Origin of the sequence: Haloferax sp. DFSO60, assembly GCF_046557615.1 — an archaeon.
In the GTDB taxonomy this organism is placed as follows: Archaea; Halobacteriota; Halobacteria; order Halobacteriales; family Haloferacaceae; genus Haloferax.
Window position 1 is genome coordinate 506,104 of sequence record NZ_JBKIII010000002.1, and the last position, 14,201, is coordinate 520,304.

The following is a 14,201-nucleotide window of genomic DNA, read 5'->3' on the forward strand; positions in this document are numbered from 1 at the left end:
ACACACACCTCGATTCCGTCTTGCGACAGTTCGGCAATCGTCGAAACCAAATTCGACGCCGTTGCATAGTTTTTTGCCTACGCAGACTGCATCACAGGACAATGGGATTGGACGACGATTCTCGTGAATACCACCGGCAAGACCCGCCGGGTAAGATTGAAATTGCGACGACAAAACCGACGAACACACAGCGTGACCTGAGTCTCGCGTACTCGCCGGGTGTCGCCGCACCATGTTTAGATATCGCTGACGACGAAGAAGCCGCCTACGAGTACACCTCGAAAGGGAACCTCGTCGGTGTCGTCTCCAACGGAACGGCCGTCCTCGGACTCGGCAACATCGGCGCACAGGCGGGTAAACCCGTCATGGAGGGCAAAGGTGTCCTCTTCAAGCGATTCGCCGACATCGACGTCTTCGACATCGAACTCGACTTGGAGAACGTCGATGAGTTCGTCGCCGCGACGAAGGCGATGGAACCGACCTTCGGTGGCATCAACCTCGAAGACATCAAAGCGCCGGAGTGCTTCGAAATCGAGCAACAACTCCGTGACAAGATGGATATTCCCGTCTTCCACGACGACCAACACGGGACGGCAATCATCTCCGGTGCGGCCCTCCTGAACGCCGTCGATATCGTCGAAAAGGAAATCGACGAACTCGATATCGTCTTCTCCGGTGCAGGTGCCTCGGCGCTCGCAACCGCTCGTTTCTACGTCTCACTCGGCGCGAGCAAAGAGAACATCACCATGTGCGACTCCTCGGGCATCATCACCGAATCCCGCGTCGAAGCGGGCGACGTGAACAAGTACAAAGCCGAGTTCGCCCAACCCGTCGAAGAGGGCTCGCTCGAAGACGCCATGAAAGGCGCAGACGTGTTCGCCGGACTCTCTATCGGCGGCATCGTCTCCCAAGAGATGGTCCAGTCGATGGCCGACAACCCCATCATCTTCGCCATGGCGAACCCGGACCCCGAAATCACCTACGAGGACGCCAAAGACGCCCGCGACGACATGGTCATCATGGCAACCGGTCGTTCCGATTACCCGAATCAGGTCAACAACGTCCTCGGATTCCCCTTCATCTTCCGTGGCGCACTCGACGTGCGTGCGACCGAAATCAACGAGGCGATGAAACGTGCGGCCGCCGAGGCGCTCGCCGAACTCGCCCGCCAAGACGTTCCCGATGCCGTCGTCAAAGCCTACGGCGACCACCCGCTCCAGTTCGGTCCCGACTACCTCATCCCCAAACCCCTCGACCCCCGCGTCCTCTTCGAAGTCGCACCTGCTGTCGCGCAGGCCGCGATGACCTCCGGTGCGGCCCGACGCCGCCTCGATATGAACGAGTACCGCGAACGCCTCGAAGCCCGTCTGGGAAAATCGCGCGAGATGATGCGCGTCGTCCTCAACAAGGCGAAGTCCAACCCCAAGCGCGTCGCGCTGTCCGAAGGAACGAACGAGAAAATCATCCGTGCGGCCTACCAGATGCAGGAAGAAGGTATCGCCGAACCCATCCTCATCGGCAACACCAAGACCATCCTCCGGAAGGCCGAAGAACTCGGACTCGACTTCAGCCCGACGATTGCCAATCCCCGCGATGGCGAGTGGGACCACTACGCCGACCGGCTGTACGAACTCCGCAAGCGCAAGGGCCTCACCAAGTCCGAAGCGGCCGAAACCATCCGCCGCAACACCAACTACTTCGCCAGTGTGATGGTCGAAATCGGTGACGCCGACGCGATGCTCACCGGTCTGACCCACCACTACCCGACCGGTCTTCGCCCGCCACTGCAAGTCATCGGCACCGCCGAAGACGCCAACTACGCCGCTGGTGTCTACATGCTGACGTTCAAGAACCGCGTCGTCTTCTGTGCCGACACGACGGTCAACCTCGACCCCGACGAGGAGATTCTCGCCGAAATCACGAAGCACACCGCCGAAGTCGCCCGCCGGTTCAACGTCGAACCCCGCGCGGCACTCCTCAGCTACTCAAACTTCGGCAGTGTTCGCAACGAGGGCACCGCGAAACCCCGAAACGCCGTGAAGATGCTCCAGAACGACCCCGACGTGGACTTCCCCGTCGATGGTGAGATGCAGGCCGACACGGCGCTCGTCGAGGACATCCTCGAAGGCACCTACGACTTCGCCGACCTCGAAACGCCTGCGAACGTCCTCATCTTCCCGAACCTCGAAGCAGGCAACATCGGCTACAAACTCCTCCAGCGTCTCGGCGGCGCAGAGGCAATCGGCCCGATGCTCGTCGGCATGAGCAAACCAGTTCACGTCCTCCAGCGCGGCGACGAAGTGAAAGACATCGTCAATCTGGCGGCGACGGCGGTTGTGGACGCACAGAACGAATAATTCGTTCAGGCAACGGCCTTTCTTTTATCTGAACTCGACCCACGCGATAGCCACGCCAAGCCCTGCGAGCGGCGGTACGGCGAACAGTGCAAAGGTCGTCGGGTCCGGTGGCGAACACAGCGAGGCGAACACGACGGTCAAGAGGACGTACACTCCTCGTGCCTGCCCGCTGAGCCGCGGGGCAACAGTCCGGGAGCGCGTCAGTGCAACGAGTGCAGGCCCCGCCGCGAGGCCGAGTGCGACGGCGACCGGAAAGAACAGTTCGGGTTCGAGAATCGACTGCCGCGCACCGGGTGCAAGTCGGTCGGCGGCGACGAGTGTCGAGACGAGTGTCGGTGCAATCGCTCGTCCGACCAAGAGACCACCACCGGCAAGCACGGTGGCGGCGGCCAGAGAGGTAGTTTCACCACGGAACGAGACGCGCGGATGGCGACTGGTCAAGATGAGAAGGTGGAGTCCACTGGCGAGAATCCCGACGAGAAGTCCGAGTTCGAATCGGACGAGGTAATCGGTCTTTGTGAACGCGACATCTTGCTGTCGGCCCACAGTTAGCGACAAAATTCCGGGGTCTTGGAGAACGTAATACGCGAGAAATCCTATCAAAAGGCCATTGAACGCGAGACGTGCCCAGTGGCGACGAAGTGTGCCACCGAGCGGTGAGAGGCCGGACTGACGTGGGGCGGCCCCCTCAACTGTCTCACTGGTGGCGTCCATAGCCGTCACTCACTCGAATTTGTTGTCAATCTTTTGTCGAGGGGGGAGACGCTAGGTGAGTGAGAGACCACTAAGTAATTTACTCCGCGTGCGAGGGTCCGCTCTCCAACTCTGGATGGAGACGATGCAGTGGTTCAGTCGCTTGCGCGGCCTTCGAACCGCGAGGGCGGGAGATAGCTCGCATCGCGCTCGGTGTCGAACTCAAGTGGGTCGGGAAGCACACACCGCGCGGGTTGGCGGTTGACGTGTTCGTACTCGTACGGCGAGTTCGCGAGCGGGTGTGCAGGGTTCTCTCGACTGTCGAGGCGGGCAGCGCGAACTTCGTTGAAGCCAGCAATCCGCGCACGGATGCCGCGCCAGTGGTGTTCGCTCCCTTCGGGCACCGAAATCGGCTTCGGTGGCTTCCAGTTCGGGTGCGCACTGGCGAGTACCGCGTTGTTCACGTTCGCCGCGAGGTCGTCGTGGTCGAGGAGAATTCCGATTCGTGCGGTCGGTGGCGCGCGGTCTGCGAGTACGTCGAGACCGAGATGCAGGGCTCGATACTCTGAGACGTTGTTGTTCGGCGCGACATCCGGAAGTGAGAGACGGGCAACTCGTTCGCCATCGCGGGCCTCGATGACGACGCCCAAACCGCCACCATCGGGTCGATATGACCCATCTGTGGCAACGTAGAAGTGCCGTTGATGTGTGCGCGGAGGATGCGCAATGTGAGGGGTGGGCGACTCATCGAACAGGTTTCTGAGCGTTGGACGGCCGGTAACGGCCATACCAGACATTCAGTCAGGGGTGGTAATAAACGTACCCCGGGTACCATTCGGACAGGCAATCTGTCACACCATACTGGTATATATGTAGATTAAAATTCAATATGCTAGGATTTTGCAAAGATTATATAAATGGTGGCCGCAATCTACCTTCGATGAGTGATAGCGATTCTCATATTAACCGACGGTCCTACCTCAAGCTAGCAGGCAGCGCGGCGGCCGCCGCTTCTCTTGCAGGGTGTACCAGCGGTGGTGGTGAAGAAGAGACGACGACCACCGAGTCCGGTGGCGAAGAGACCGACATGGAAGAGACGACGACCACCGAGTCCGGTGGCGAGACGATGGGCGACTTCGAAGTCACCATCACGCAGGGCCAGATGCCCTCGGGTCTCGACCCACAAGACCACCGTGAAACGCCGACTGACATCGTCGTACTTCACGCGTACGAAGGTCTGCTGACCCGTGACGCGACGGGTGCCGTTCAGACCGCACTCGCAACGAACTACGAGCGTGTCGACGGCGAGAACTCCGTCGAGTTCGAACTCCGCGAAGGTGTCACCTTCCACAACGGTGACGAACTGACCGCAGAAGACGCCGCATACAGCATCAACCGCGTCGTTGACCCAGAAGTGAGCTTCGCCAGCCCACAGAGCGACCAGCTCGCAGGCGTCGCAGGCGCAGAAGCCTCCGGCGAGGGCGTCGTCACGGTCACCAACTCCTCGCTGAACCCAATCGTGTTCTCCGAGTTCGCGACCTACCTCGACGTCATGCAGCAGTCGTGGGTCGAAGAGCGCAGCAAGGCCGAAGTCGGCCAAGAGATGAACGGTACCGGTCCGTTCCAACTCGAATCGTACACCGAAGACGAGGAAGTCGTCCTCACGCGCTACGAAGACTACTGGCAGGAACCCGCCGAAGTCTCGACGCTCACCTTCCGTGCAGCGGCCGAAGCAAGTACGCGTGTCAACCAACTGCTCGCCGGTGAGACAGACGTCGTCGTCAACGTCCCACCGCAGGAAGTCCAACGTGTCAACAACAACGAAGGCACCCGTGTCGCCGCGGCACCATCGACGCGTATCATCTACAACGCGATGCGCTACGACGTCGAGCCGTTCGACTCCGTCGAGTTCCGTCAGGCGATGAACTACGCAATCGACCTCGAAAGCATCGTCCAGAACATCCTCGGTGGCTTCGGTGCGACGACGAACCAACCGACCCTCCCCGAGTTCGTCGGCCACGACGACAGTCTGGAAGACTACCCATACGACCCCGAAGAGGCCGAGCGGCTCGTCGAAGAGTCCGGCTACGCAGGCGCGGAAATCGAACTCAACACGCCAGTCGGTCGATACCTGAAAGACCTCGAAATCGCACAGGCAGTCGCTGGCTACATCGACGAACTGCCGAACGTCTCTGCGACGGTCCGCGAGCGTGACTTCGGTTCGCTCGTCGACGAACTGCTCGCAGGCTCTATCGAAGCACGTCCGCACTGGTTCCTCATCGGATGGGGTGAAGCCACGTTCGACGGCGGTCTCGTCATGGCAGCACTCCTCGCTTCGGAAGGTACGCTCACTACGTGGCAGGACGAGCAGTTCGACTCCTACCTCGAAGATGCGGGCAACCAGACCGGCGACGAGCGCGATGCCACGCTTCAGGAGGCAAACGCCTACGCACACGACCAGGCACCGTGGATTTACCTCAACCAGCAGTTCAGTGTCTACGGCGTCAACGACGCTATCGAGTGGGAAGCCCGCTCTGACGAGCGTATCGACGTGTACGACATGAGTCAGAAGTAGTCGATGTCACTCTCGAGGTTCCTCATCAAACGCTCGCTCCAAGGGCTGTTCGTCATTTGGGGGGTCATCACCGTGGTCTTCGGACTGCGGTTTATCTCCCCGGGTGACCCGGCAAACGTCCTGTTACCACCGGACGTGACACCGGAAGTCCGAGCACAGGTTATCGCCGAACTCGGGCTCGACCAACCTCTGCACGTCCAGTACTGGAATTTCATTTCCGGAATTCCAGTCGGTGACTTGGGCGTCTCGCTCGTCACCCGGACACCAGTTGCATCACGCGTCGTGACGAAACTGCCAGCGACACTCGAACTCGCCATTGCGGCGACAGTCGTGGCAGTCATCATCGCGATTCCGCTCGGCGTCATCTCGGCGACGCGGCGACACCAACCCGCCGATTACGGCTCGACGGTGTTCTCGCTCGTCGGCATCAGTACGCCGAACTTCTGGTTAGGCGTGATGCTCATCATCGTGTTCGCGGTACAATTCAACGTCTTCCCGACGAGTCAGCGCCCCATCGGACTGGATGGTATCTTAGGGCTAGCAGCTAGTGGGAACCTCGGCGCGGCAGTCGATGGTTTTCAAACCTGGGTGTGGCACATTACCCTTCCGGCAATCACACTCGGGACGTACTTTACCGCACTCATTACGCGGTTGACCAGAAGTGGGATGCTCGACCAACTCGGGCAGACCTACGTCAGAGCGTCTCGCGCGAAGGGACTCCCGGAGACGCTCGTTCGGTACAAACACGCACTCCGTAACACGCTCATCCCCGTGATTACCGTCATCGGGTTACAACTCGGGACGCTCATCGGGGGGGCAGTGATTACGGAAGCAGTCTTTGCGTGGCCCGGACTGGGGACGCTCATCATCAACAGCATCAACGCACGCGACTGGCCGGTCCTGCAAGGGTCGCTCATAATCGTCGCTGTTGGTTTCGTCCTCGTGAACATCCTCGTAGACGCCCTGTACGCGTACGTCAACCCACAGGTGGCCTACGACTAACCCCGTCGTTATTTGATGATATCAGAACGCACAATTCGGAATCTCCGCCGGGAACTCAAGCGGAGCGTCCTCGCGAAGATTGGCATCGTCGTCGTCGTCCTTATCCTAGCGATGGCAATCTTCGCACCGTTTATCTCGCCGTACAGCCCAATGAAACAGAATCTCGAAAACGCACGCCAACCACCGCTCGGGTTCAGTACCCAAGAGACCCGAGAGGTCACAGTCACGGAGAATGGCAGTGTCGTCATCGAGAACGGTGTGGTTCAAACCGAAGAGCGAACCGTCTACACCAACGCTAGTGCCGCCCATCCGCTCGGGACTGATGCAAACGGGAGAGACATCCTCTCGCGCGTCATCTACGGTGCGCGAACGTCGATTCTCGTCGGTCTCTTCGGGACCACACTCGCCGCACTTATCGGCGTCACCGTCGGCCTCAGCGCCGGGTTCTACCGTGGACGCGTGGACGACGTGCTGATGCGCGGTGCCGACATCATGCTCGCGTTCCCATCGCTCGTTCTCGCAATCGCCCTCGTCGGAGTGTGGGGACAAGCGAAAGTGGCCATTCCCGACCCATTCGTGGTGACGGGTATTGCAGGCGCATTCCGCTCGGCACTCGGCCTCCAGTTGGGAATGCCGAGTAACATCATCTTGCCGGGAACCGTGGTTCTCGTCGTCGCACTCGTCAACTGGGTGTGGTTCGCGCGGGTCGCCCGCGGCGAAGCACTCTCGATTCGGCAAGAAGAGTACGTGAAAGCCGCCCGCGCCCTCGGTGCGAGCGACGGTCGGACGCTGCTTCGACACGTCCTCCCGAACGCCATCACGCCGATTCTCGTCCTGGCGACGATTCAGGTGGCCGCGATTATCCTCCTCGAATCCGCACTCTCGTTCCTCGGCTTTTCGGGAGCAAGCGTCTCGTGGGGCTTCGACATCGCACTCGGTCGGCAGTACCAATCGACCGCGTGGTGGATTTCGACGGTTCCCGGTCTCGCAATCGTCATCACCGTCATCGGCCTGAACCTCGTCGGCGACTGGCTGCGTGACGCACTCGACCCCGGTATCGAAGGAGAAGGGGGTGTCTAATATGGCAGACGCAATCCTCAAGATTCGCAATCTCTCGACCAGTTTCTTCACCGAAGATGGACAGGTCAACGCCGTCGAGAGCGTCTCGTTCGACGTCGAAGACGGGGAAATCTTCGGCATCGTCGGCGAATCGGGTTCCGGCAAGTCGGTGACGGCACTGTCGGTTATCGACCTCATCGACTCGCCGGGACGAATCACCGGCGGCGAAATCTGGTACCGGAACACCGAACTCGCTGAAGAGTTCCGCGAGAGCAAACCAGACGCGGTCGACGGCGAGTTCGTGGACATCCGGCAACTCCCCAAGGGAGTCCGCCGGTCGCTCCGCGGACCGTCGTTCAGTATGATCTTCCAAGACCCGATGAGCAGTTTCAATCCCTCGATTACCGTTGGCGAGCAAATCGCCGAAGCAGTCGAGGCACAACAACGTGCTCGGTCGAACCCGCGAAGCACGCGCTCGCGGACACAAGGCTACGGACTTGGGTCGTACATCCTCGATACGCTCGTGCCGTCGCAGGATTACGTCTCCGACGAGAGTATGGACCGCGCCGTCGAACTGCTCGAGCAGGTTGGCATTCCTGACCCAGAAGACCGCGCACACGAGTATCCACACCAGTTCTCCGGTGGGATGCTCCAGCGCGCGATGATTGCCCAAGCACTCGCTGGCGAACCTGATATCCTCATCGCCGACGAACCGACGACGGCACTGGACGTGACGATTCAAGCGCAGATTCTGAATCTGCTTCGTGACCTCCAAGAAGAAGAGGACATGAGCATCCTGATGATTACGCACAACTTGGGCGTCATCGCCCGGATGTGTGACCGCGTCGGCGTCATGTACGCCGGTGAAATCGTCGAGCGCGGGACGCTCGAAGATATCTTCGAGAACTCGGTTCATCCGTACACCGAAGGATTGCTCGGGTCGATTCCCGACCTCGATGCACCCTCGGCACGACTCGAACCGATTTCGGGGAACGTCCCGAGCCTGCTCGAATCCGAGATGCCCAACGCCTGCTACTTCGCAGACCGCTGTCCGAAGGCCATGAACGACTGTCTCACCCGCATCCCAGAGTACGACGTCGACGACCGCCACAGCGTCCGGTGTGTACTCGCAAAACGTGAATACGACCCGACGGACGCCGTCGAAGCACCGGAGGTGGCCAATGACTGAGCCAATCCTCCAAGTGCGTGAGTTGCAGAAGTACTACTTCGAGCGCGACACGTTCATCGACAGCCTCCTCGGACGCGACGCCAAGAGCGTGAAGGCAGTCGATGGTATCTCGTTCGACATTCAACCGGGCGAGACGCTCGGTCTCGTCGGCGAATCCGGCTGTGGGAAGTCTACGACCGGTGAGACACTCTTGCGACTCCGCGAGGCGACTGACGGGGAGGTGCTGTTCAACGGCGAGAACGTGTTCGACATGGACTCGTCCGAACTCAAGCAGTTCCGCAAAGACGTCCAAATCGTCTTCCAAGACCCGTTTTCGAGTCTCGACCCACGGATGACGATTGGTGATATCGTCTCCGAACCGCTCAAGATTCACGGGGTTCCGGAAGAGTCCGGCGAGCAGTCGAAACGCGAGTGGCGCAGAGACAAAGTGAGCGACCTACTCGAACGCGTGGGCCTGTCGGCGAATCACCTCGACCGCTACCCACACGAGTTCTCCGGTGGTCAGCGCCAACGCATCGGCATCGCCCGTGCGCTCGCACTCGAACCCGAATTCATCGTCCTCGACGAACCGGTCTCGGCACTCGACGTGAGTGTCCAAGCGCAGGTTCTCAACCTCCTCGACGACTTGCAAGACGAGTTCGGGTTGACGTACCTCTTTATCGCCCACGACCTCTCTGTCGTTCGCCACATCTGTGACCGCGTGGCCGTGATGTACCTCGGCAACATCGTCGAACTCGGACCGACCGACGAGTTGTTCGACTCGGCAAAACACCCCTACACGCAGGCGCTTCTCGAAAGTGTCCCGCGAGCAGGGATGGCAGAACACGGTCGGCGCGTCGAAGCCCTGTCCGGCGACGTTCCATCGCCGAAAAACCCGCCATCTGGGTGTCGCTTCCGGACGCGCTGTCCCGAAGTCATCGCACCGGACGGCCTCGATATCGACCAGCAAACCTATCGCGCAGTGATGGACCTCCGCGACGCGTTCGCCGCGGGCGACGTGAACCCAGAACACATCTGGGAGGCCGCAGACCCCGAGCGCATCGACGAAGAAGCGTTCATCGACGAAGCCCGGTCACGCTTCGTCGACGTCGAACTCAGAGGGGCGATTGCAGGCTACGTCGATACCGCGTTGAGTCACCTCGCAGAGGGAGACAGCGAGGAGGCACAGGAAGTCCTCCGCGAGCATTTCGCCAGTCCGTGTGAGATTCGACGCCCCGCCGTCGGCGACACGGAACACCCCGCCGCGTGCCACCTCTACGAAGGAACCGATCAGGTGACGGTCATCGAGACGAACGGCGTCGTCGCAGAAGCAGACGACTGACCGCCACTCGGTTTTTCTCACCGACTGTTATTCGAGTACTCCAGCGAGTGGTCCGCATAACGAAACGTTGACACACTCCGCCAGCGCATCACCGCTGTGACCCGGTATCGAAACGTTGGACTGTTCATAGTCCTCGCGGCAGTGTGGGGGTCGGCGTTCATGGCTATCAAGGCTGGATTGGCGTACTTCCCACCGGTGTTCTTCGCCGCGGTTCGCTACGACATCGCGGGTATCATCATGCTCGCATACGCGTTCTACGCGACGAGCGCGCCACTCCCACGAAGTCGTGCAGACTGGATGGAAGTCGGAATCGGTGCTGTGCTGCTCATCGCGGCCTATCACGCACTGTTGTTTATCGGCCAGACCGACCCGACGGTGACCAGCGCCGCCGCCGCCGTCATCGTGAGTCTCAATCCCGTTCTCACGACGGGGTTTGCCCAAGGACTCCTCCCCGAAGAGCGACTCACTGCGGTTGGCATCGTTGGCTTGCTTTTCGGCCTCGCCGGAGTCGCAGTCCTCTCCGAACTCGACCCGTCGAACCTCCTCGCCGGTGGGACCGTTTCGAAACTCCTCATCTTCGGTGCGACGGCGGCGTTCGCCTTCGGAGCAGTCCTCACTCGGCGTATCGACTCTGAGATGCCTATCGAGACGATGGAGGCGTGGTCGATGCTGTTCGGCGCGCTCTTGATGCACGTCGTGTCGGTCGGCCTCGGCGAGTCGATTGGCGATGTTGTACTCTCCACAGAAGCGGTTCTCGCGCTTGGCTATCTCGCGCTCGGTGCGAGTGCGCTCGGTTTCCTCATCTACTTCGACCTCTTGGAGCGACTCGGGGCGGTCGAAATCAGCCTCGTCTCCTACGTTGCACCCATCTTCGCCGCGCTTTCGGGGTGGCTGTTCTTGAGTGAAGTGCCGAACGCATCGACCGCGAGTGGATTCGTACTCATCTTTCTCGGCTTCGTCTTGCTGAAACGAGATGCGATTCGAGAAGAACTCAGACATCAGTTCGATAGCCGCGTAGAGCGAACGAACGACTAATCGTCTACGTCGCCGACGCGTTCGACACGCTCGACTTCGCCGACCATCTTCCAGCCACTTTCTCCTGTCTTCTGTCGGCCAACGATGACCGCCTCGTTGTCTTCTGTCGTCGTGAATCGGTAGGTCGCATCGTCGTCTGCTCGCGTGCCTTCTGCCTGAAATTCGGTCTGGAAGAACTCGGCACTCCGGAGTGTGAATGTCCCGTCGATGCCCTCACCGATGACGAGGTGCATCGACTTCGGGTGAATGTTGTACATTCGCTTCGCCGTGCGATTGAGGTCTGCCATAATCTGACCGTCGTCCCCGGGAGATAAATCGCTACGGGAAGCGCGCAGTTACTCGAAGACGTCGGCTGGTTCGGAACCGCTTGCGAGACAAAGCGCGAGCAAGAGCCGGGCTTTCGACGTTGGCAGGTCTCCAGCGAAGTGAACACCCGCGCGTTCGAGTGACACTGCGCCACCGGGCGTTCCGTAGACAGGTTCTGTCGGTCCGGCGTGACACCGCGAGGAGACGACGATGGGTGTTTCGTCCGCTACTTCGGCAATTCGTTCGCCGAGTGTGCCAGTCACGTTCCCGAGACCAGTACCTTCGATAACGATACCATCAGCATCGGCGAGTGCGTGGTCGAAGAGCGTGCTGTCTACTGCAACGCCCGAATGGAGGACCGGGACCGATGCTTCGACCGGGAACGAGAGCGATTCGAACTGTGGAAGGTCACTCTCGGCGGGGCGGTGATAGCGAACCGTCTCGCGGGTGAACGTCGCAACTGGACCGATTCCCGGCGATTGGAACGTATCGAGGGCGTTCGTGTGGGTTTTCACCACGTCGCGGGCGCGGTGGAGTTCGTCGTCGAACGCCACTGTCACGGTTCCGTCGAACGACGAATCCGTGGCCGCCCGAACTGCTGTCAATAGATTCGATGGAGCGTCGCTTCCGGGTTCGTCGAAGCGGCGTTGCGCACCGGTGACGACGACCGGCCCCTCTGGGTCACAGAGCAGTTCGAGAGCGAATGCGACGTCTGCGAGTGTATCGGTTCCGTGGGTGACGACGATGCCATCGACACCTGCCTCGAATGCCGCGTCGATTGCGTCTCGAGCGGCGAAAATCGAGTCGAAATCGGCGTCGAATCCCGGGACAGATGCGACATCGACTGTCGAGAGTGTCGCGTGCGATTCGAGCGATGGGACCCGTTCGAGCAGGTCGTTCGCTGACTTTGCGGGGGCGGCCCCCGCCGAACCTGGCTCACTTGCGATGGTCCCGCCGCAACTGACGACGCGAATGTGGGTCATATGGAGAGATTAACCGTCCATCCGTGTCGAATCTTTGGATTAACAAACTTATTAGCCAGAAAACAAGAGTTCACTGACTATCTTGTCAATAAGATAATCAAAAATCACGTGTTGTCGCCCGGAATAAAAACGTCAGGTGTGGAAATAAAGGGTTAAATTGCCGCATGTATGAAAATAAAAATTCAAATTATATTGAATATCATGGGTAAAGGAGTATGAAATGATGCTAATCCTCAGGTGTAGTTATGACCCCTCACGTCCATGTTGTGTGTAGAGGTGTGCCCCCCACCCATGTCGAATTCCCCATCCACGCTCCCACGTGAGCGCCTCGTCGAACTCAGAGAAATGTTGAACGAACAGCACATAAACAGCAGTATGAAGGTTGTGACTGCGCCTTTCAGATTCGTTGGATTCTGGGCCGCCGTCGCACTGCCGTTCTTGTACCTTCCATTGTTGTTTAACGGCCTCGGGAATAGCGAAATCACAGTCTTCACCGCGCTCGTCGCGCTCAACGTCGTTGCACTCGTCGTCGGACACAACCACGCACGCGCGTAGACTACTCGTCTCGTATTCACGGCCCCTCAGTCCCCGCTTTTCATTTTTCTTGGTTCGATTTTCGAGCGACGCGGCTTCGACGATGAATCGAGGCGCTTTATCATCGCCACCGAGTGAGTTGACGTATGTCGCTCGAAACGGTCCCGCTCGGACACACCGGGACGAAAGTTTCGGAGATTGCATTCGGAACGTGGCGCTTTGGCCGCCGAAACGACACCGGAGATATCGAAGTCGACGCCGAGCGCGCCCACGAACTGCTCGACACGTTCGCCGATGCAGGTGGTACATTCATCGACACCGCCGACATGTACGGCGACGGTGCCAGCGAGGAGTACATCGGCGAGTGGTTGGAGACGCGTGACCGCGAGGACTTCGTCATCGCCTCCAAAATTTTCTGGCCGACCCGTGACGACGTGAACGGCCGCGGACTCAATCGTAAACACCTCCGTCGCCAAATCGACCTCGTTCTCGACCGACTCGGGACCGACTACATCGACCTGCTCTACATTCACCGCTGGGACGACGAAACCCCCGTCGAAGAGTTCATGCGGACGCTCGACTCGTTCGTCCGCGACGGGAAAGTCAACTACCTCGGCACCTCGACGCTCGAACCGAACGCCTGGAAGGTGGTGAAAGCGAACGAACTCGCCGACCGACGCGGCTACGAACCCTTTCGTCTCGCCCAACCCCGATACAACGCCGTCAACCGAGAGGTCGAAGGAAACTACCTCGAAATGTGTGCAGATTACGATATCGGCGTTATTCCATGGTCGCCACTCGCAGGCGGCTTTTTGACCGGAAAGTACCGCCGAAACGAAGCGCCACCAGCCGAATCCCGCGCCGCGAACGACCAGCGCTTTGCGAACTCCTATCTGGTCTCGGATAACTTCGACGTACTCGATGTCGTAGAATCTGTCGCCGAGGACGTCGGTGCCTCGCCCGCACAGGTTAGTCTCGCATGGCTCATGCACCATCCTCAAATTACGGCCCCCATCATCGGTGCGCGGACCCCCACGCAACTCGAAGAAGACCTCGTCGCCGCCGAAATCGACCTCACGAACGACCAGTTCGAACGCATCGCCAGCGCCAAACATCGCCGTTCGGTCTGAACCGTCAGGTGTAGGTG

The 14,201-nt window shown here is 59.8% G+C and carries 13 protein-coding genes; 9 read left to right on the forward strand and 4 right to left on the reverse strand.

What is annotated here, in order from left to right:
- Positions 1-101 precede the first annotated feature (101 nt).
- Complete coding sequence (locus tag ACK509_RS12020; RefSeq protein ID WP_410766779.1) at positions 102-2,357, forward strand: NADP-dependent malic enzyme; 2,256 nt, start codon at positions 102-104, stop codon at positions 2,355-2,357.
- Positions 2,358-2,381: 24 nt separating this feature from the next.
- Here ACK509_RS12020 and ACK509_RS12025 read toward each other — a convergent pair whose 3' ends face one another.
- Positions 2,382-3,071 (reverse strand): hypothetical protein, encoded by a 690-nt coding sequence (locus tag ACK509_RS12025; RefSeq protein ID WP_410766780.1) that lies wholly within the window; start codon positions 3,069-3,071, stop codon positions 2,382-2,384.
- Between the two features lie 134 nt (positions 3,072-3,205).
- Entirely contained in the window at positions 3,206-3,838 is a 633-nt protein-coding gene (locus ACK509_RS12030; protein WP_410766781.1) for a ribonuclease H, read from the reverse strand.
- Positions 3,839-3,990: 152 nt separating this feature from the next.
- Here ACK509_RS12030 and ACK509_RS12035 point away from each other — a divergent pair, with 152 nt between their 5' ends.
- From ACK509_RS12035 to ACK509_RS12060, 6 genes are all read left to right on the forward strand, one after another.
- Positions 3,991-5,625, forward strand: a complete 1,635-nt coding sequence (locus tag ACK509_RS12035) for an ABC transporter substrate-binding protein (RefSeq protein ID WP_410766782.1) — start codon at positions 3,991-3,993, stop codon at positions 5,623-5,625.
- 3 nt (positions 5,626-5,628) lie between these two features.
- On the forward strand, positions 5,629-6,627 hold the full coding sequence (locus ACK509_RS12040; RefSeq protein ID WP_410766783.1) for an ABC transporter permease: 999 nt from the start codon (positions 5,629-5,631) through the stop codon (positions 6,625-6,627).
- A gap of 15 nt (positions 6,628-6,642) precedes the next feature.
- A complete protein-coding gene (locus ACK509_RS12045) occupies positions 6,643-7,707 on the forward strand; it encodes an ABC transporter permease (protein ID WP_410766784.1) in 1,065 nt (354 codons plus the stop codon).
- A 1-nt stretch (position 7,708) separates the two neighbouring features.
- The gene (locus ACK509_RS12050; protein WP_410766785.1) at positions 7,709-8,875 is read left to right on the forward strand and encodes an ABC transporter ATP-binding protein; all 1,167 of its coding nucleotides are present in this window, start codon (positions 7,709-7,711) and stop codon (positions 8,873-8,875) included.
- On the forward strand, positions 8,868-10,196 hold the full coding sequence (locus tag ACK509_RS12055) for an ABC transporter ATP-binding protein (RefSeq protein WP_410766786.1): 1,329 nt from the start codon (positions 8,868-8,870) through the stop codon (positions 10,194-10,196). Before ACK509_RS12050 ends, ACK509_RS12055 begins: the two co-directional genes overlap by 8 nt.
- 96 nt (positions 10,197-10,292) lie before the next feature.
- On the forward strand, positions 10,293-11,231 hold the full coding sequence (locus ACK509_RS12060; RefSeq protein ID WP_410766787.1) for a DMT family transporter: 939 nt from the start codon (positions 10,293-10,295) through the stop codon (positions 11,229-11,231).
- Here the strand turns inward: ACK509_RS12060 and ACK509_RS12065 are convergent.
- Complete coding sequence (locus tag ACK509_RS12065; protein ID WP_410766788.1) at positions 11,228-11,518, reverse strand: transcriptional regulator; 291 nt, start codon at positions 11,516-11,518, stop codon at positions 11,228-11,230. The two genes, ACK509_RS12060 and ACK509_RS12065, sit on opposite strands and share 4 nt — an antisense overlap.
- Before the next feature lie 48 nt (positions 11,519-11,566).
- Complete coding sequence (locus ACK509_RS12070; RefSeq protein ID WP_410766789.1) at positions 11,567-12,520, reverse strand: asparaginase; 954 nt, start codon at positions 12,518-12,520, stop codon at positions 11,567-11,569.
- Positions 12,521-12,811: 291 nt separating this feature from the next.
- On the opposite strand from ACK509_RS12070, the gene ACK509_RS12075 reads away from it, so the two are divergent.
- A complete protein-coding gene (locus ACK509_RS12075; protein WP_410766790.1) occupies positions 12,812-13,075 on the forward strand; it encodes a hypothetical protein in 264 nt (87 codons plus the stop codon).
- A 125-nt stretch (positions 13,076-13,200) separates the two neighbouring features.
- Positions 13,201-14,184, forward strand: coding sequence for an aldo/keto reductase (locus tag ACK509_RS12080; RefSeq protein WP_410766791.1), 984 nt, complete (start codon positions 13,201-13,203; stop codon positions 14,182-14,184).
- Positions 14,185-14,201 lie beyond the last annotated feature (17 nt).

Excerpts from the sequence above, each read along its gene's own strand:
- ACK509_RS12025 (WP_410766780.1), bottom strand. The coding sequence starts at position 3,071 with ATGGACGCCACCAGTGAGACAGTTGAGGGGGCCGCCCCACGTCAGTCC.
- ACK509_RS12035 (WP_410766782.1), top strand. The coding sequence starts at position 3,991 with ATGAGTGATAGCGATTCTCATATTAACCGACGGTCCTACCTCAAGCTA.
- ACK509_RS12055 (WP_410766786.1), top strand. The coding sequence starts at position 8,868 with ATGACTGAGCCAATCCTCCAAGTGCGTGAGTTGCAGAAGTACTACTTC.
- ACK509_RS12080 (WP_410766791.1), top strand. The coding sequence starts at position 13,201 with ATGTCGCTCGAAACGGTCCCGCTCGGACACACCGGGACGAAAGTTTCG.
- ACK509_RS12020 (WP_410766779.1), top strand. The coding sequence starts at position 102 with ATGGGATTGGACGACGATTCTCGTGAATACCACCGGCAAGACCCGCCG.
- ACK509_RS12030 (WP_410766781.1), bottom strand. The coding sequence starts at position 3,838 with ATGGCCGTTACCGGCCGTCCAACGCTCAGAAACCTGTTCGATGAGTCG.
- ACK509_RS12070 (WP_410766789.1), bottom strand. The coding sequence starts at position 12,520 with ATGACCCACATTCGCGTCGTCAGTTGCGGCGGGACCATCGCAAGTGAG.
- ACK509_RS12040 (WP_410766783.1), top strand. The coding sequence starts at position 5,629 with ATGTCACTCTCGAGGTTCCTCATCAAACGCTCGCTCCAAGGGCTGTTC.
- ACK509_RS12045 (WP_410766784.1), top strand. The coding sequence starts at position 6,643 with ATGATATCAGAACGCACAATTCGGAATCTCCGCCGGGAACTCAAGCGG.
- ACK509_RS12075 (WP_410766790.1), top strand. The coding sequence starts at position 12,812 with ATGTCGAATTCCCCATCCACGCTCCCACGTGAGCGCCTCGTCGAACTC.
- ACK509_RS12050 (WP_410766785.1), top strand. The coding sequence starts at position 7,709 with ATGGCAGACGCAATCCTCAAGATTCGCAATCTCTCGACCAGTTTCTTC.
- ACK509_RS12065 (WP_410766788.1), bottom strand. The coding sequence starts at position 11,518 with ATGGCAGACCTCAATCGCACGGCGAAGCGAATGTACAACATTCACCCG.